14 protein-coding genes are annotated in these 17,410 nt (G+C 72.2%); 7 read left to right on the forward strand and 7 right to left on the reverse strand.

Annotated features, from left to right (window positions below):
- Positions 1–22: 22 nt before the first annotated feature.
- Together AMK24_RS25325 and AMK24_RS25330 are read right to left on the reverse strand one after the other, a co-directional pair.
- Complete coding sequence (locus tag AMK24_RS25325; protein WP_073771186.1) at positions 23–1,114, reverse strand: nucleotidyltransferase family protein; 1,092 nt, start codon at positions 1,112–1,114, stop codon at positions 23–25.
- 80 nt (positions 1,115–1,194) lie between these two features.
- On the reverse strand, positions 1,195–2,709 hold the full coding sequence (locus AMK24_RS25330; protein ID WP_242435247.1) for an N-acetylmuramoyl-L-alanine amidase: 1,515 nt from the start codon (positions 2,707–2,709) through the stop codon (positions 1,195–1,197).
- A gap of 162 nt (positions 2,710–2,871) precedes the next feature.
- On the opposite strand from AMK24_RS25330, the gene AMK24_RS25335 reads away from it, so the two are divergent.
- The 4 genes from AMK24_RS25335 (at position 2,872) to AMK24_RS25350 (ending at position 9,030) form a co-directional block, all read left to right on the forward strand.
- A complete protein-coding gene (locus AMK24_RS25335; protein ID WP_073771188.1) occupies positions 2,872–3,624 on the forward strand; it encodes a TIGR03089 family protein in 753 nt (250 codons plus the stop codon).
- Between the two features lie 177 nt (positions 3,625–3,801).
- Entirely contained in the window at positions 3,802–5,244 is a 1,443-nt protein-coding gene (locus AMK24_RS25340) for an LCP family protein (protein ID WP_073771189.1), read from the forward strand.
- 224 nt (positions 5,245–5,468) lie between these two features.
- Positions 5,469–7,232 (forward strand): LCP family protein, encoded by a 1,764-nt coding sequence (locus AMK24_RS25345; protein WP_384579842.1) that lies wholly within the window; start codon positions 5,469–5,471, stop codon positions 7,230–7,232.
- 37 nt (positions 7,233–7,269) lie between these two features.
- Positions 7,270–9,030, forward strand: coding sequence for an LCP family protein (locus AMK24_RS25350; RefSeq protein WP_199876501.1), 1,761 nt, complete (start codon positions 7,270–7,272; stop codon positions 9,028–9,030).
- Between the two features lie 78 nt (positions 9,031–9,108).
- Here AMK24_RS25350 and AMK24_RS25355 read toward each other — a convergent pair whose 3' ends face one another.
- Positions 9,109–10,137 (reverse strand): glycosyltransferase family 2 protein, encoded by a 1,029-nt coding sequence (locus tag AMK24_RS25355; RefSeq protein ID WP_073771191.1) that lies wholly within the window; start codon positions 10,135–10,137, stop codon positions 9,109–9,111.
- A gap of 205 nt (positions 10,138–10,342) precedes the next feature.
- Between AMK24_RS25355 and AMK24_RS25360 the strand changes: the two genes are divergently transcribed.
- On the forward strand, positions 10,343–11,845 hold the full coding sequence (locus tag AMK24_RS25360) for an LCP family protein (protein WP_242435249.1): 1,503 nt from the start codon (positions 10,343–10,345) through the stop codon (positions 11,843–11,845).
- Positions 11,846–12,029: 184 nt separating this feature from the next.
- Here AMK24_RS25360 and AMK24_RS25365 read toward each other — a convergent pair whose 3' ends face one another.
- Complete coding sequence (locus AMK24_RS25365) at positions 12,030–12,599, reverse strand: acyl-CoA thioesterase (protein WP_073771193.1); 570 nt, start codon at positions 12,597–12,599, stop codon at positions 12,030–12,032.
- A gap of 117 nt (positions 12,600–12,716) precedes the next feature.
- On the opposite strand from AMK24_RS25365, the gene AMK24_RS25370 reads away from it, so the two are divergent.
- The gene (locus tag AMK24_RS25370) at positions 12,717–14,027 is read left to right on the forward strand and encodes an LCP family protein (RefSeq protein ID WP_079190638.1); all 1,311 of its coding nucleotides are present in this window, start codon (positions 12,717–12,719) and stop codon (positions 14,025–14,027) included.
- 159 nt (positions 14,028–14,186) lie between these two features.
- On the opposite strand, the gene AMK24_RS25375 is transcribed toward AMK24_RS25370, so the two are convergent.
- Both AMK24_RS25375 and AMK24_RS25380 read right to left on the reverse strand, forming a co-directional pair.
- Positions 14,187–15,197, reverse strand: a complete 1,011-nt coding sequence (locus tag AMK24_RS25375) for a DUF5954 family protein (RefSeq protein ID WP_073771195.1) — start codon at positions 15,195–15,197, stop codon at positions 14,187–14,189.
- Positions 15,198–15,530: 333 nt separating this feature from the next.
- Positions 15,531–16,001: a hypothetical protein gene (locus AMK24_RS25380; RefSeq protein ID WP_073771196.1), complete on the reverse strand. Its 471-nt coding sequence runs from the start codon at positions 15,999–16,001 to the stop codon at positions 15,531–15,533.
- 159 nt (positions 16,002–16,160) lie between these two features.
- Between AMK24_RS25380 and AMK24_RS25385 the strand changes: the two genes are divergently transcribed.
- Positions 16,161–16,733: a dihydrofolate reductase family protein gene (locus AMK24_RS25385; protein ID WP_073771197.1), complete on the forward strand. Its 573-nt coding sequence runs from the start codon at positions 16,161–16,163 to the stop codon at positions 16,731–16,733.
- Positions 16,734–16,849: 116 nt separating this feature from the next.
- Here AMK24_RS25385 and AMK24_RS25390 read toward each other — a convergent pair whose 3' ends face one another.
- A complete protein-coding gene (locus AMK24_RS25390; RefSeq protein WP_073771198.1) occupies positions 16,850–17,365 on the reverse strand; it encodes an AAA family ATPase in 516 nt (171 codons plus the stop codon).
- Positions 17,366–17,410: the final 45 nt, after the last annotated feature.

Genomic DNA, 17,410 nt, shown 5'->3' on the forward strand with positions numbered 1-17,410 from the left:
CCGGCGGACGCGCGCCCGTGTCCTACTGGTCCGAGGAGAAGCGGACCGAGGCGTCCGGCAGCACCGCGCCGCACCAGATCCGGATGCCGTCGCGCAGTTCGTTGTCCGCGCCGACCCGGGCCCCGTCGCCGATCACCGCGCCCGTCAGCACCGTACGGTCGCCGATCCTGGCGCCCGCGCCGACCAGGGAGTCCGTGACGACCGCGCCCGCCTCGACGACCGCGCCGGCCAGGATCGTCGAGCCGTCCACGCGCGCGCCCGCGCCGATCACCGCGTCGGCGCCGACCACCGTGCCGCCGGTGATCTTGGCGTCCGGGGCCACGGAGGCGGACGGCAGGACCAGCCGGTCGCCGCACCGGCCGGGGACCGCCGGGGAGGGGGCGCGGCCCAGGACGAGGTCGGCGGAGCCCCGGACGAAGGCGGCCGGGGTGCCGAGGTCGAGCCAGTAGGTGGAGTCGACCATGCCCTGGAGGTGGGCGCCGGAGGCGAGCAGTCCGGGGAAGGTCTCGCGCTCGACGGAGACCGGGCGGCCCGTCGGGATGGAGTCGACGACCGAGCGCCGGAAGATGTACGCCCCGGCGTTGATCTGGTCGGTGACGATCTCCTCCGGCGTCTGCGGCTTCTCCAGGAAGGCGGTGACCCGGCCGGTGTCGTCGGTCGGGACGAGGCCGAAGGCGCGCGGGTCCTCGACCCGGGTCAGGTGGAGGGAGACGTCCGCCCCGGAGGCGGTGTGCGCGGTGACCAGGGCCCGGATGTCGAGCCCGGTCAGGATGTCGCCGTTGAAGATCAGGACCGGGTCGTCCGGGCCCGAGGACAGCTTGGAGGCCACGTTGCGGATGGCTCCGCCGGTGCCGAGCGGCTCCTGCTCGGTGACGTACTCGATGTGCAGGCCGAGCGAGGAGCCGTCGCCGAAGTACGGCTCGAAGACCTCCGCCAGGTAGGAGGTGGCGAGCACGATGTGCTCCACCCCGGCCGCCCTGGCGCGCGCCAGCTGGTGGGTGAGGAAGGGGACGCCCGCCGCCGGCACCATCGGTTTCGGGGTGTGCACCGTGAGCGGGCGCAGTCGGGTGCCCTTGCCACCGACCAGGAGAATCGCTTCTTTTGCCTCTGTCACAGCACCGTCTCTGCTTCCTGGTGGGGCCTGGCCTGGTTTGTGGCTGGCCAGTCTAAGCAGACCGGTCGGATACGCCCCGGTCAGCGGCCCTGCAGTCGGGCGGAGCTGGTCCGGGCCTTGCCGAGCTTCTTGTAGAGACGCGCTCCGGGACATTCGGTTGCGAAACCGTCCCGATGACCCGAGATGACGTTCAGTTTGACCTTCTTGCCCTTCTTGTACTTGTTGCTTCCGCCGGAGACGAGCGTCACCTTCCCCTTCGGATTGCCCCCGAACAGCCCGAGCTTCCACGCCGTCAGCTTGGCGACGGCGGTCACCGCGGCGGCGGGCGGGGTGGTGGAGGAGTAGGAGCCCAGCACCGCGATGCCCATGGTGTTGCTGTTGAAGCCCAGGGTGTGCGCCCCGAGCACGGGTCGGGAGACGCCGCCCGCCCGGCCCTCGTAGATGTTCCCGCACTTGTCGACGGCGAAGTTGTAGCCGAAGTCGCGCCAGCCGCTGCTCTTGACGTGGTAGCGGTAGATGCTGCGGAGCACGGAAGGGGCCTGCTTGCAGGTGTAGTTGTTCCCGGTCGCGCTGTGGTGCACGAAGGCCGCCTTGACGGTCCGGGTGTACGCGAAGTTCCGCTCGCGGAGCTTCTCGTCCGCGCCCCACCCCTTGCGGGTGACGATCTTCGGCCGGGGTCCGATGTACGGCTTCGCCCCGGGGGCGTTGGGCTCGGCCGCCTCCGCCGTCTCCGCCTCGCTCAGCGCGGGGATGACGGACGCGCCGAGCGGCGCGAGCTCCGCGTTGACGGCCGACGCGGCGGCGGAGGCGGCGGTGAGCGCCTCCGGCACGACCGCCGCCGTCCCGGTGGGGGGCGGGCCGGGGTGGACGGCGAGCCCCGCCGGGGCGGCGGTCCGGCCGGCGGTCGCGTCCCCGGCGGGCGCGGACGCGGGGTCGGGGCCGGGGTCGACGAGTTCGAGGCGCAGGCCGTCGGGGAGGCGCACGGCGATAGAGCGGCCCTGCTCATCGGCCGCCTCCGGGTGGACGCGCACCTCCACGCCGTCCGAGGCTCCGACCCAGAGCGGGGCGGTCGCCCCGCGCACGGTCCCGGAGGCCCGCTCGTCGCTGTCGAGGTCGGCGGCGTGCTCGGCGTTGTGGGTCTCGACGTCCTGCCAGCCCGACCAGCTCCCGTCGCCGACCGCCCGGGTGCGGACCTGGACCCTGCCGTGGAGTTCGGCCCCGGCGTCGTCCCAGACCACGCCCACCAGGGAGAACGGCCGGGTCGTGCGCCGGTCCAGCCCCCGGCCGGGCGCGGCGGGCCCCGCCGACCGGTCGGACGGCGCGGCGAGGGGCTCCAGCGGCAGGGACTGCGTGGAGCCCGCGAGTCCGGCCGACCGGGACTCGGCGGGGGTCTCGGCGGACCGGTCCTCGGCCGTCCCGGGCCCGGCGGTCCGGACCGCCGGCGGTCCGGCTCCCGGCGACTCCGGGGAGGGGGAGGGCGGACGGGCCGAGGAGGCGTGGGGGACCGGGGCGGTCGGGACGGGGGCGGAGAGGGCGGGGGCGGCGAGCGGCAGGGTGAGGGCCGCCGCGCAGGTGACGCCGACTGAAATGACCATAAATGAGCGCATACAGAAGATATTTGCCATAGGGTCATCAGTCCGGCTACCCGGACATCCGCCCCGGTGTGACGCACCGTCTGCCGAACCGGTGGGACCGGCGCCCGCCGGGGCACCCGTTCGGCCCGCCCCGCGCCACGCCCCCGGCGTACGCTTGCGCGGATGAACTCCAGCGACCGCACCCCTGCCGACCTGCTGCGATCCGCCCTCGCCGCGGACCCCGCCCGCCCCCTGATCACCTTCTACGACGACGCCACCGCAGAGCGCGTCGAACTGTCGGTGGCCACCTTCGCCAATTGGGTGGCCAAGACCGCCAACCTGCTCCAGGGCGACCTCGCCGCCGAGCCCGGCGACCGGCTCGCCCTGCTGCTCCCCGCCCACTGGCAGTCGGCGGTCTGGCTGCTCGCCTGTTCCTCCGTCGGGGTCGTCGCCGACGTGCAGGGCGACCCGGCGTCCGCCGACCTCGTGGTGACCGGCCCGGAGACCCTGGAGCGGGCGCGGGCCTGCCGGGGCGAGCGCGTCGCTCTCGCGCTGCGACCGCTGGGCGGCCGTTTCCCGCAGCCGCCCGAGGGGTTCGCGGACTACGCGGTGGAGGCGCCGAGCCAGGGCGACCGCTTCGCGCCGTTCGCCCCGGTGGACCCCGACGGGCCCGCGCTGGCCGTCGACGGGGCCGAGCTGACGGGCGCCCAGCTCGTCGCCCGGGCCCGTGAGGACGCCGCCGCCCTGGGCCTCGCGCCGGGGGCCCGGCTGCTCACCGGGCGTACGTACGACAGCTGGGACGGGTTGAGCGCCGGGCTCTTCGCCCCGCTGGCGGCCGGCGGGTCCGTGGTGCTCTGCCGCCACCTCGGGCAGCTCGACGCGGCCGGGCTGGCCAAGCGGGTCGAGAGCGAGCGGGTCACGAACTCCGCGGTATGACAAGCGCTCCGAGGTCCACCCGTCCGGCCCACAGCGGGCCGAGTCCTCGGTGATCGGCACGCGCGCGGGGAGATGATCGGGCGGTACAGACCACTCTCCTTGCCGTGCACAACCAAGCGCGAGTTTCAGCCGTCTACTCCTGCGACCGGCGGCCCCTCGCGCCGCCGAACGTGAAGGATGGACGCAGACGTGACCGACAGTGCTGGCCCGCCGTCCGACCCGGGCCGCCCGGCCGGGGACAAACCGCAGAGCAGGTCGCAGGAGGAGCCCGTCCCCGGGGGCCCGGCCCCCGGGGACGGCGGTGACGGCCTCGCCGAAAGCCCCGGAACGGCCAGGCCCTCCGAGGAGCCCGACGCCGGTGCGGCCGGGAGCGCCGCCGACGAGGGCGGGGCGGCCGGGAGCGCCGCCGACGGGGGCGGGGCCGCCGGGAGCGGTCCGGGCGCGCAGACCTGGGCCGACCGGCCCAAGGACGGCGTCGTCGTGGCGCGCAGGCGGCGCTGGCTGCGCCGGACCGCGCTCGCCGCCTCGTTCCTCGTGCTGGTCGCGGCCGGGGTCGGCTGGTGGATGTACAAGAAGCTCGACGGGAACATCACCACCGACACGAGCGCCGCTGCCGAGCTGAAGGCGTACGAGGAGGAGCGGCCGACGCCGGTCGTGATGGACGCCCGGAACATCCTGCTCATCGGGTCCGACAGCCGGGCCGGGGAGAATCGCGAGTACGGCCGGGACGACGGCGGCAGCCAGCGCTCCGACACCACGATCCTGCTGCACCTCGCGGCGGACCGGAAGAGCGCGACGGCGGTGTCCCTGCCCCGCGACCTCATGGTGGAGGTCCCCAGCTGCCGTACGGCGGACGACGAGAAGTCCCGTGAGCGGTTCGCGCAGTTCAACTCGGCTTTCGAGACGGGCGGCACCGCCTGCACGATCCGCACCGTGGAACGGATGACCGGCATCCGGATCGACCACCACATGGTCGTCGACTTCAACGGCTTCAAGGACATGGTCGACGCCGTCGACGGGGTCGAGATCTGCCTCAAGAAGCCGATCGACGACAAGGACGCGCACCTGGAGCTCCCGGCCGGCCGGCAGACGCTGGACGGCGAGGAGGCCCTCGGCTACGTACGGGCGCGCAAGTCCCTCGGCAACGGCAGCGACACCGAACGCATGGAGCGCCAGCAGCAGTTCCTGGGCGCCCTGGTCAACAAGATGCAGAGCAACGGCGTTCTGCTGAACCCGACGCGGCTCTACCCGGTGCTCGACGCGGCGACCAAGTCGCTGACCACGGACCCGGGGCTCGACTCGCTGCGCGACCTGTACGACCTGGTGCGCGGGATGCGCGATGTGCCCACCGACCAGGTGCAGTTCCTGACCGTGCCCCGGCAGCCGTACCGCCAGGACCCGAACCGGGACGAACTCGTCGAACCGGACGCGGGTGAGCTGTTCCGGCAACTCCGCGAGGACAAGCCCGTCGCGGTGGTCCCGGCCGACGAACTCGAGGAAGCGCGGCAGGACCAGGAGAAGACGCGGGACGGCAAGCCGGACGACGCCGGCTCCGAAAGCCCCACGCCCACACCCACCTATTCGGGGTCGAGCGCGGCGGACGACCTGTGCAAGCAGTAAAGCAATTGCCAAGACACCGAACACAATCGACGCGTAATGGGAAGAATGCCCAGTTGTAAGGGGCGTGGAATGTGTCACGCCCGTCGCTCGACGCGGAATCGGCCGGATAGTGTGACGCGATCCGGTGCTTCCGGCCGTCAGGTCGTGCACTGCTGGAGCGAAGGAACGAGCGCCTTGCCGGGGGAGGGCGCCTCGCGTGGCACCGACGGAGGACGCAGGCAACCGTGGACGCGCACAGTCGTGGACGGGCGGACGATATCGACCCCGCCGACCAGTGGGTACTCAACCCGCATACCGGCAATTACGAATTGCGACTGGATCACTCCACAGGGGAGTCGGGCGGTACTTCCGGGGGGCCCGGTGCTTCGCGTACGGCCACGGCCGAGGAGAACGGCCGCCGCGCCGGCTCCCGGACCGGTACGCGGGAGGACGTCCCGGTCCAGAAACGGCACGAGGTGCCCGGCCAGCGCAGCCGCCGCAGCTCGCAGGGGACGCGCGGCGCTTCCGCCGAGCCGCCCGCGGCGGGCCGCCGGAAGCGCAAGCCCCGAAAGACGCGCAAGAAGAAGGCGCTGCTGTGGACGGGCGGCGTGATGGCGTTCGTCGTGGTGGGCACCTCGCTCGGCGCATACCTGCTGTACGAGAAGCTCAACGGGAACATCGACGCCATCGACGTGGGTGACGCGGGGAGCAAGAGCGTCGTGACCGACGGTCCGATGAACATCCTGGTCATCGGCACCGACAAGCGCACCGGCAAGGGCAACGAGGGCTACGGCGACAAGGGCAGTACGGGGCACGCCGACACCAACATCCTGTTCCACGTCTCCGAGGACCGCACCAACGCGACGGCGATGAGCATCCCGCGCGACCTGGTGACCGAGATCCCCGAGTGCGAGACGAAGCAGCAGGACGGCACCAGGGCGGCCATCCCCGGCGCCGCGAGCGCGCGCTTCAACACCAGCCTCGGCCAGAACGGGCGTGACCCGGGCTGCACGATGAAGACCGTCGAGAACATCACCGGGGTCAAGCCGGACCACTTCATGATGGTCGACTTCAACGCGGTCAAGGAGCTGACCACGGCGGTCGGCGGCGTCAAGGTCTGCATGGCCAAGCCGATCGACGACCCGAAGTCGCATCTGAAGCTGCCCCAGGGCGAGTCGACGGTGCAGGGCGAGAAGGCGCTGGCCCTGCTGCGCACCCGCGACAGTTTCGGCAACCGGAGCGACCTGGACCGGATCAAGGTGCAGCAGCAGTTCCTCGGCTCGATGATCCGCGAGATGAAGTCGAGCGACACCCTGACCAACCCGAAGAAGCTCTACAAGCTGGCCGACGCCGCCACCAAGGCGCTGACCGTCGACACGGCCATCGGCGACGCGAAGAAGCTGATGACGCTCGCCCAGGAGATCTCCGAGGTCGACACCAAGAACATCACCTTCGTCACGATGCCGGTGAAGGACAACCCCGCCGAGCCCAAGCCCGTCACCGTGGTCGTGGACGAGACGAGGGCCGAACCGCTCTTCGCGATGCTGCGCTCCGACACCTCGCTGACCGAGGTGAAGCAGAAGAAGAAGGCCGCCCAGAGCAAGCAGGCGGCCCTGCTCAAGGGTCCGAAGGCCGCCCCGGCCGATGTCCGCGTGGACGTCCTCAACGGAGGCGACCTCCCCGGAGCGGCCGGCTCGACCGTCACCTGGCTCCAGAACGAGCAGGGGGTGCTGAAGTCCACCAACAAGGCCAACGCACCCGAGAAGATCAAGAAGACGACGTTGGAGTACGCGCCCAACCAGGCCGACCAGGCCCGGGCGCTCGCCGAGATGATGGGGCTGCCCGCCACCGCCATGAAGCAGGGCACCGCGGACGCCGAGGGTCTTCAGGCGATGGTGCTCACCCTGGGGGGGGACTTCAAGGGCGCCGGACAGCTCATCACCGGGCCGGCGAAGGCTCCGGAGGGCGTCGACCAAGCCCGCGCCGACAAGGCGGTATGCGCCAAGTGACACCGGGTCACCGCGCCGTAGCGGAAATCTGAACAGCATGGGGGGTCCGGTGGGACGGAGCAGCACGCCTGGGGAGCGGACGCGGTCGCGTGTGCGCCGCAGCGATCGAGCCGGTGGTCCCGGCCGCAACGCGAGCTCGCAGGAGAGGGACGGCGAGGGGCCGGGGGGCGCCGTGGGGGACGGCGCCGGGGCCCCGGGCACGGGCCCGCGGGCGAGGAAGGGGTCCGGCGCCGGGGGCGGCCAGAGCTCCGCGCAGGGCCGGCGAGGGGGCGGCGGCGCGCGGGGCGGCAGCAGCCGCCGCGCGCCCAAGAGCCCCAAGCGGCGCGTCCTGCGCTGGAGCGCCTCCGTGCTCGCCGTGCTGATACTCGGCACCGGCGGCGCCGGTTGCCTCTACTACGAGCACCTCAACGACAACATCAAGAAAGAGGATCTGACCCTCGGCGACAAGGAGATGGCCGACCACAAGGCCAACGCCGCCGGACAGACCCCGATCAACATCCTGCTCATCGGTTCCGACGCGCGGGACTCCAAGGCCAACCAGAAGCTGGGCGGCGCCAAGGAGACCTTCGGCGCTCCGCCGCTCGCCGACGTGCAGATGCTGCTCCACATATCGGCCGACCGCAGCAACCTGTCGGTGGTCAGCATGCCGCGCGACACGATGCTGAAGATGCCCAAGTGCACGGCCCCGGACGGCGAGGTCTTCCCGGCCAGCAAGGGGGACGTGCAGACCAACGAGAGCCTGGGGCGCGGCGGCCCGGGGTGCACGGTGGCCACCTGGTACGAGCTGACCGGCATCCGCATCGACCACTTCATGATGATCGACTTCGCGGGCGTGGTCTCGATGGCGGACGCGGTCGGCGGCGTCCCGGTCTGCGTGAACGCCAACATCCACTCGCGCGGCGCCGACGGCAAGGGCTCCGGGCTCAAGCTGGAGAAGGGCACCACGTACGTCAAGGGCGAGCAGGCCCTGCAGTGGCTGCGCACCCGCTACGGCTTCGAGGACAACACCGACCTCGGTCGGGCGAAGGCCCAGCACCAGTACATGAACTCCATGGTCCGCGAGTTGCGCAAGGGCACCAAGCTGACCGACCCGGCGAAGCTGATGAACCTCGCCGAGGCGGCCACCGACGCGCTGACGGTCGACAAGGGCCTCGACACGGTCAAGAAGCTGTACGACCTGGCGGAGGAGTTCAAGAAGGTCCCCACGAAGCGCATCACGATGTCGACCATGCCGAACGTGTACGGCACCGGTGTGAACAACGGCCGGGTCTATCCGAAGGCCGGCGACGCGGAGCAGCTGTTCCGCATGGTCCGCGAGGACGTTCCGCTGGACGGCAAGGGGTCGAAGCGGAAGAAGCCGGTGGAGGAGGCGAAGGACGCCTCGGCCCCGGTCGCCGAGATCGCGGTCGCCGTGCGGAACGCCACCGCGACCGACGGGCAGGGCCCGGCGTCCGGCCGGGCGCGGGAGGTCGCGGACCAGCTGAAGGTCGCGGGCTTCGCGCGGACGACCGTCGACGCGAACGACGTGACCGGGGCGGCCCGGACGACGGTCCTGTTCCCGAGCGCGGAGTTGGAGGGCGACGCGCAGGCGGTCGCCAAGGCGCTCGGCGTTCCGATCTCGCAGGTGAAGAAGTCCACCGACGTCTCGGGGATCTCGCTCGCCGTGGGCGCGGACTGGCGCGAGGACGGAACCTACCCGGTGTCGAAGGGCACGGAGAAGACCCCGGAGTCGGCGGGCGCGCTGAAGGGCGACGACGAGAAGGCGTGCATGAAGGTGAACCCGAACTACACCTGGTGACGCGGTGACGGCCGCCGTCGCGAAGGGCCCCACCGCTCAGCGGTGGGGCCCTTCGCGACGGCGGCCGGACCTTCCGGGTCAGGCGGTCCCGGTGCTGTCCGCCATCGCCGGCCGGCGGCTCGCGATGACCCGCCGGGCCAGGGACCGGGGGCTGGTGAGGAAGCCGAAGCCCCAGCACATGTGCATCGTCGCCAGCGCCACGGGGATCTGGGCGCGCGCCTTCAGCGGTAGCCCCTTGCCCGCGGGGAGCGACCCGGCGACGATCGCGGCCGCGTACCCGCCCGGAACGATCAGGGCCCAGGGGGTGACGGCCGCGCCGAGGACCAGGCCCGCCGCGATGGCGACGACGGCGGTCGGCGGGGCGAGGTAGCGGAGGTTGATCGAGCCGGGGTGGTAGCGGGCGACGACGTGGCGCCAGCGGCCGTAGTCCTTGTACTGCTTGGCGAGCGCCTTGACCGAGGGGCGGGGGCGGTACTGGACCTTCAGCTCGGGCGAGAACCAGATCAGCCCGCCCGCCTCGCGGATACGGAAGTTCAGCTCCCAGTCCTGGGCGCGGATGAACTCGACGTTGTAGCCCTCCGCCCGCTCCAGCGCCTCGCGCCGGAAGACGCCCAGGTACACCGTCTCGGCCGGGCCCGCCTGGCCGCCGGTGTGGAAGGCCGCGTTGCCGACGCCGATCTTCGAGGTCATCGCGGCGGCGACGGCCTCCTCCCAGGCGTTCTCGCCCTCGGCGTGCATGATGCCGCCGACGTTCTGCGCCCCGGTCTCCTCCAGGAGGCGGACGGCGGTCGCGATGTAGTTCGGCGAGAGCATGCCGTGGCCGTCGACCCGGACGACGACGGGGTGGCGGGACGCCTTGATCGCGGCGTTGAGGGCGGCGGGCGTACGGCCGGTGGGGTTGGGCACCGTGTGGACCCGGGGGTCCTCCGCGACCAGCTCGGCGGCGATCTCGTCCGTACGGTCGACGGAAGGGCCGAGCGCGATCACGACCTCCATCTCACCGGCGTACTCCTGCTCCAGGATGTGCCGGACCGCGTTCCTGAGATGGCGTTCCTCGTTGAGCACCGGCATGATCACGGAGACGGCGGGGTACTGCGCGGCAGACATGTGGTCCTCGGGTGGGTCCTCGGGGCGCCAGGGGGGTTCCGCACCCTGGAAGCGTCGTTGTTCGGCCGCCACGTTACCGCGAATGGGGGACACCGGTGCGCGCCGCCGGGTCGTGACCGGGGCGGAGAATCGTATGGGCCTACCGTGCGATGGTCCCCCTTGCACCGCAGAGGTGTCTCCCTTGCGCCCCGGAGGTGTCTCCCCCGTGCCCGTACCGCAGCGCCCGCAGCACTCCCGCCCCTCTCCCCCGCGCCGCCGTCCGCCGCGGGGCACGCGGCCGGTGCGCCCCCGGAGGCAGGACGAGCGGCCCCGCTGGGGCATGCGGGTGGCCACCGGTCTCTCGGTGCTGGTGCTGGGGGCGGGCGGGATCGGTCACGCCGTGGTGAGCGGCCTGGAGGACGGCATCGGCCGGGTCGATCCGTTCAAGGACATGAAGAACCGCCCGCAGGGGGGGCACGGCACGAACCTGCTGCTCGTCGGCACCGACGGCCGGGACACCATCACCGAGGAGGAGCGGAAGAAGTACCGGCTGGGCGGCGCGCCCTGCCACTGCACCGACACGATCATGCTGGTCCACCTGTCGGCCGACCGGCGGCGGGCGAGCGTGGTCAGCCTCCCCCGGGACAGCTACGCCGAGATGCCCGCCCACACCGACCGCACCACGGGCGAGCGCCACGAGAGCCATCCGGTGAAGCTGAACGCCGCGTACGCGGAGGGCGGGCCCGCGCTGACCGTGCGGACGGTCGAGAACATGACCAAGGTCAAGGTCGACCACTATCTGGAGATCGACTTCACCAGCTTCATGAAGACGGTGGACGCGGTGGGCGGGGTGGAGATCTGTACGGCCGGGCCGATGAAGGACGCGTACACGGGGTTGGACCTGCCCGCCGGCGTCCATGAGCTGAACGGCGGCCAGGCGCTCCAGTACGTGCGCTCGCGCCATGTGGACGTGGCGGCCGACCTGGGCCGGATGGAGCGCCAGCAGAAGTTCATGGCGGCGTTGATCAAGCAGGCCACGAGCAGCGGGGTGCTGCTGAACCCGATGCGGTTCAAAGACGTCTCGGCCACGGTGCTGGGCTCGGTCCGGGCCGACAAGGACTTCGGTACGGAGCAGATGCTGGCGCTCGGCAGGGCGATGAAGGACTTCGGGCCGGCCTCCTCGGAGTTCGCCTCCGTGCCCGTCGACGACCCGAGCTTCCCGGTCGAGGGCATCGGTTCGACGGTGCGGTGGGACGCGGAGAAGTCGAAGAAGCTGTTCCGGGCCCTGCGCGAGGACGAGCCGCTGGCCCCGGCGAGGCCGAAGCCGAAGGCCGGGGCGGGGAAACGGCCCCCCGCCGCGCTGGTGGACGTCGCGCCGGAGGACATCCGGGTGCAGGTCTACAACGGGACGCCGAAGGACGGGCTCGGCCGCTCCGTGGACGAGGCCCTGCGGGCCACCGGCTTCACCACCACCGAGGCGCCGCTCAACGGGGAGGCGCGGGACCGGGAGCGGACGCTCGTGGAGTACGACCCGCGCTGGGACCGGTCGGCGAAGTCCCTGGCCACGGCGTTGCCGGGGAGCGAGCTGAAGCCGGTGAAGGACCAGGGCCCGCAGATGAAGGTGACGGTGGGCGCGGACTTCACGCAGGTGCGGCCGGTGAGGGCGGAGAGCCGGCGGACGACGGGCGACCTCGCCCCGGTGCGGGGCGACGAGGTGGTGTGCCCGTAGGGCGGGGGCGGACGCTGTCCGCTCCGGCCCGGGGCGGGGTGCGGACCGGGCCCCGGCCGCCCGGGCGGTGTACGGGATCCGTGCGTCTCCTCCGCCCTCGATACCGCCCGCTCAGACGGCTCAGGCGGCTCAGGCGGCTCAGGCGGCTCAGGCGGCTCAGGCGGTTGTGGCGGCTTCGGGCGCCTCAGTCGTCCATGCCGTCCGCGGCGCGCCTCTCGCGCAGTTCCTTGATCGCTCGGCGGCGGGCGAGCCGGTGGGTGCGCCGGATCTGGGCCTCCTGGTAGCGCCGGTTGTCGCGCTCGGTCTCGGGGATCACCGGCGGTACGCGGCGGGGCCTGCCGTCCCCGTCGACGGCGGCGAAGACGAGGTAGGCGCTGCCGACCTGCTGGGCGGGGGTCGACTCGTTCCAGCGCTCGGCCAACACGCGGACGCCGACCTCCATCGAGGAGCGGCCGGTCCAGTTGACCTGGGCCTTCACATGGACGAGGTCACCGACGCGGACCGGCTCCAGGAAGACCATCTCGTCCATCGAGGCCGTCACGGCGGGCCCGCCGGAGTGGCGGCCGGCCACCGCGCCCGCGGCGTCGTCGACCAGCTTCATGATCACGCCGCCGTGCACCGTCCCGAGGAGGTTGGTGTCGCTGCCGGTCATGATGTGGCTGAGGGTGGTCCGGGACGCCGCGGTGGGCTTGCCCGGAATCTCTTCCTCTGAGCGGTTGGCCGGATCTGTTACGCCACTGGCCTGATCTGTCATACCGTCCACCTTATGCGGGCTCCGTGATCCCGCAGAATGCATCAGGTTGGCAACAGCCCTGGTGCGATTTCCCTTACACCCTGTAATAGCCGTGGGCCGGGACGGCACACTGTTCGGATGAACGATTGGCCCGATCGACGGACCGGCGACCGCAGCGAGCGCTACGGGCGGGGCAGCGCCGGCTCCCAGCCCGAGGGTGCGCGGGCGATGCCGCACATCCAGCGCCGCCCGTCCTCGCCGCAGAGGCCGCAGGTGCCGCCCCGGCGGCCGCAGGTGCCGCCGCAGAGCCAGGGTTACGACGACCGCTACCAGGACGGCGGGTACGGCCACGCGCCCGACCCCGGCTACGACAGCGGTTACAACACCGGCCAGGTCTACGGCGCGGGGAGCGGCGGGGGCGGCGGCGGTCGTCGCGGCGGCGGTGACGGGGGCTACGTGGGCCGCCCGGCCCCGGACTGGCGCCGCCGGATCAAGCTCGGCGCGCTGACCCTGGTGGTCGCCCTGCTCGTGGTCTCCGTGTCGACGTACTTCTGGGCCGACTCGAAGCTGAAGCGCGAGGTCGACCTCTCGAAGGTCATCGAGCGTCCGGAGCCCGGCGACGGCACGAACTACCTGATCGTCGGGTCCGACAGCCGCGAGGGCATGTCGGCCGAGGAGAAGAAGCGGCTGCGCACCGGTTCCGCCGAGGGCAAGCGCACCGACTCGATGATGATCCTGCACGACGGCTCCAACGGCCCGACGCTGATCTCGCTGCCGCGCGACTCCAACGTCGAGATCCCGTCCTTCGTGGGGTCCGAGTCCGGGAAGAAGTTCCCGGGCACCGGCCGACAGGTGAAGCTGAACGCCGCCTATGCCGAGGACGGACCCGAACTGCTGGTGCGGACCGTGGAGTTCAACACCGGTCTGCACATCGACCACTACGTCGAGATCGGCTTCGGCGGCTTCGCCAAGATCGTGGACGCGATCGGCGGGGTCGAGCTGGACATCCCGAAGGCGTTCAAGGACAAGAAGTCCGGGGCCGACTTCAAGGCGGGCAAGCAGACGCTGAACGGCGAGCAGTCCCTGGCCTTCGTCCGCACCCGCTACGCGCTTCCGGGCAGCGACCTGGACCGTACGAAGAACCAGCAGAAGTTCCTCGCCGCGCTGGCGAGCCAGACGGCGACCCCGTCCACGATCATCAACCCGTTCAAGCTGTACCCGACGATGGGCGCGGGCCTGGACACGCTGATCGTGGACAAGGACATGTCGCTGTGGTCGCTGGGCAGCATGTTCTTCGCGATGAAGGGCGTGACCGGCGGCGACGGCACGTCGATGAACATGCCGATCTCGGGCAGCGTCAACGGGAACCTGGTCTGGGACAAGGCCAAGGTGAAGCAGTTGGTGCAGCAGCTCAACAACGACGAGAAGGTCACGGTCACCGGCGACTGACGTCGGCAGCCGGGCAGGCGGAGCGGCAGGGGTCGGGGGCCCGCCGGGCGCGCGTCGCCGGGCGGGCCCCCGCCGCTGTTCACGCACCGCCGTCAGCGGCGGCCGGTTCCTGCCCACGGCGCGTCGCCGCGCCTCGCCGCAGGCCGCCGCACCTCGCCGCTATTCGTCGGCGGTGATGACGCCGTGTTCGTCCATGGTGGGGTGCATCTTGGAGGGCACGTCCTCGTCCACGTCGGAGGGGCGCGGCGTCTCCGGGCCGTCGGGCCCGATGCGCACCATGCGCCCCACCCGGACGACGTCGAACCGCCGCCCCCCAGCCAGCAGTTGGTCGGGCCGCTTCCGTCGGGCGAACTGGTGGGCGGCGCGGGCGAGGACGGCGGCCTCCTCCGCGTCGATCCTCGTCACCTCGGGGAGGTACACCTTCAGGTGGTGGACGAGGGCGCGGCGGGCGTCCTGCGGGGTGGCGTGCAGGCCGGTCACCAACCCCCAGGAGCCTTCCTTCCGTTCGACCACCCGGAACGTCGGCGGCAGCAGGACGACTCCGGGATGGCTGGTCAACGCCTTCCGGGAATCGGCCCGTACGGCCTCCGGGTAGCGGCTCGCCGTGTAGGCGAGGGACACCAGGCCCGCGCGGTCGATCCCCTCGCCGAGTCCGACGGCGGCCGCGTGGTCGATCACGAACCCGTCGCTGCGCGAGGGCTCGACCGTGTTCGGATCCCAGCCCTCGGAGTCCACGTCGGTGGGCCGGGGCGGTTCCAGCCGCCCGTCGCCGATCCGGGCGAACTCGTCGGCACGCACGACCCGGTAGCGGACGCCGGCCGCCGTCACCTCGTCCACCGGTTCGGTCTCCAGCCGCGCCACGGCGTCCAGCAGCGACCTCCGGACCGCCCGGTCGTCGGTCCCGTCCTTCGCCATGAACCACAGGTGCGAATTCAGCTCGTCCCGCGCCATCTGCGGGGCCCCGCACTCCAGCTCGCCCAGCAGCCGCCAGCGCGGCCGGTCCCCCGGCCGCTGCTCGGCGAGCCCGAACAGCGGCCCCCGGACCACGATGTCGGGGTAGGCGCGGAAAGCGGCGCGCGCGTCCGCCTCGGCGACCCCGAAGAGCGGGTCGTCGCGATGCGTGACGTTGATGGTCAGATGGTCCGGCGGAAACACGGGGTGTTCGTCCATGCACCCAGTGTGCCGAAGGGGGGTACCGCTGTCCGGGCTTCCCCGGGAATCAGCCTGCCGGGAACGGGAGTTGGCCCGCAGGGCGCCGCGCCCGCCCGTGAGCCGCGCCCCGGCCCCGCCGCCCCGGGGCGTTCGTCCCGGACCGGCCCCCCGTCGACCGGCGCGGTCGTACCGCTCCGCGAGCCCGGTGGCCGCTTCTCGCATCACGGTCGCGGGGGTGCGCAGCGCGGTGTACGCGCCGCCCTGCCGGGTTCCGCGTCGAGCGCGTGCACGGGTACGCCGCAGGCGAGCGCCGCGCGTCGGCGGGGGCTCCGGGTTCCCTCCCGGGCGGGATCACCCGGCCCCGCCCTTCGGTTCGAGTTCGGCGAAGTCCTCGTGCAGGGCGTCGAGATGGCGGCCGGTGGGCACGCCCTCCGCGTCCAGCTCCGCGAGCCGCCAGCCGGGGAGCCGCGCCTCGACCTCGGCGGGGAGCGAGCCGTCCACCGGGTCCGCCAGGGCGCGCAGCACCCCGAACGCCGTCTCCCTGGCGATCTCGCGGGCCAGCGTGCCGAGGTCGTCGGGGGCGAGCCCGGCGGCGAGGGCCCGGTCGACGGCGCCGGCCGCCGCCCCGTCCGCGCGGTAGGCGTCCACCCAGCGCGGGGCGGCCGTGCTCCATGCGTCGACGTCCTGCCACACCGTCCGCAGCAACCGGTAGCGGGCGAGCTGGGGCAGCCCCTCCTCGACCTCGGACTCGGCCCAGTCCCGGGCGTCGGCGTCCGCCCCGAGGGCGTCGAAGAGGGTGGTCAGCCTGTCGAGTTCGGTCATGGGGAGGGAGGTTACCGACCGCGAGCGGGACGCGGTCCTCGGCGGCGGAGGCCCGGGACCGATGAGTTCTCGCCCGGTGCGCGGTCGATACCTCCGTACACGTGAAAGGCGACGGCGGGCGTCGGCCGACGCCCGCCGCGAACCACCCGGGAGACCCGCATGCGCACCCTGATCAGCACCGCCTTCATCTCGCTCGACGGCGTCATGGAGGCCCCGGGCGGTGAGCCCGGGTACCGGAACTCGGGGTGGACGTTCAAGGACGTCGAGTTCCTGCCGGAGGCGTACGAGCTCAAGAGCCGGGAGCAGGAGGAGGCCACCGCCCTGCTGCTGGGGCGGGTCAGCTATGAGGCCTTCAGTCCGGTGTGGCCGGGCATGGAGGAGTTCGCGGGGTACCGGGCGATGCCGAAGTACGTCGTCTCCACCACGCTGACCGACGACGCTCTCGTGTCCGACTGGGGCGACACCACGATCCTGCGGTCGCTCGACGAGGTCGCCGCCCTCAAGGAGACCGAGGGCGGCCCGATCATCGTCCACGGCAGCGCCGAGCTGAACCGGAACCTCGCGGACGCCGGCCTCGTCGACCGCTACCACCTGCTCGTCTTCCCGGTCCTGCTCGGCGCGGGCAAGCGCCTGTTCAGCACCACGGACAAGGACCGGCAGCGGCTGAAGCCGGTCGAGCACGAGGCGTACGCGAACGGCGTCCAGAAGAACGTCTTCGAGGTGGTCCGCTGACGCGCGGGGGACGGGCCCGTCGGCCGCCGTGCCGACGGGCGGTGGCTGCCCCGGACCGGGCTCACACCCCGCCGCCGACCGCCGCCGGCAGCCTTTCCGCCGACCCGGTCAACCGGTCAGCATCCCCGCAGGACGGTCGCCGCCACCTCCGCGGGCGGAACACCCGTGGTGTCGACCACCCGGGCCTCCCGGCGCAGCCAGGGCAGGGCCCGCTCGTAGTCGTCCAAGTGGTCCAACCGCCACTGCCGCGCGCCCGCGCTTTCCGGCTTGATGTCGGTCTCGATGCGTTCGACGAGGGTGTCGCGGTCGGTGTGGAGCAGGAAGTGGTGCACGGGGACACCCGCCCGGGTCAGCCCCTCGTGGATCTCCCGCCAGTAGGCCTCGACCAGGACGGTCTGCGTGACCACCAGCGTGCCGCCCACATGGTCGAGCACCTGCCGCGCGGTCTCCACCACCAGGCCCCGCCAGGGCGGGAAGTCCTGGAAGTCCCTCTCCGGCGCACCGAGCATGTGGCAGAGCATCTCCCCCACCTTCTCGGCGTCGAAGAGCCGGGAGCCGGGAAGGAGCGAGACCACTTCCTTCGAGGTGGTGGTCTTGCCCGCGCCGAAGGTCCCGTTCAGCCAGATGATCACCGGCTCATCCTAGGGGCTGTCGTCACACTGCCGTCGTCGCCCGGC

The sequence above is a fragment of the Streptomyces sp. CB02366 genome (assembly GCF_001905905.1).
Taxonomy (GTDB): domain Bacteria; phylum Actinomycetota; class Actinomycetes; order Streptomycetales; family Streptomycetaceae; genus Streptomyces.

Bases quoted from the DNA above. Each gene is read 5' to 3' on its own strand.
- AMK24_RS25365 (WP_073771193.1), bottom strand. From the start codon at position 12,599: ATGACAGATCAGGCCAGTGGCGTAACAGATCCGGCCAACCGCTCAGAG.
- AMK24_RS25385 (WP_073771197.1), top strand. From the start codon at position 16,161: ATGCGCACCCTGATCAGCACCGCCTTCATCTCGCTCGACGGCGTCATG.
- AMK24_RS25340 (WP_073771189.1), top strand. From the start codon at position 3,802: ATGGACGCAGACGTGACCGACAGTGCTGGCCCGCCGTCCGACCCGGGC.
- AMK24_RS25380 (WP_073771196.1), bottom strand. From the start codon at position 16,001: ATGACCGAACTCGACAGGCTGACCACCCTCTTCGACGCCCTCGGGGCG.
- AMK24_RS25375 (WP_073771195.1), bottom strand. From the start codon at position 15,197: ATGGACGAACACCCCGTGTTTCCGCCGGACCATCTGACCATCAACGTC.
- AMK24_RS25350 (WP_199876501.1), top strand. From the start codon at position 7,270: ATGGGGGGTCCGGTGGGACGGAGCAGCACGCCTGGGGAGCGGACGCGG.
- AMK24_RS25370 (WP_079190638.1), top strand. From the start codon at position 12,717: ATGAACGATTGGCCCGATCGACGGACCGGCGACCGCAGCGAGCGCTAC.
- AMK24_RS25355 (WP_073771191.1), bottom strand. From the start codon at position 10,137: ATGTCTGCCGCGCAGTACCCCGCCGTCTCCGTGATCATGCCGGTGCTC.
- AMK24_RS25335 (WP_073771188.1), top strand. From the start codon at position 2,872: ATGAACTCCAGCGACCGCACCCCTGCCGACCTGCTGCGATCCGCCCTC.
- AMK24_RS25330 (WP_242435247.1), bottom strand. From the start codon at position 2,709: ATGGTCATTTCAGTCGGCGTCACCTGCGCGGCGGCCCTCACCCTGCCG.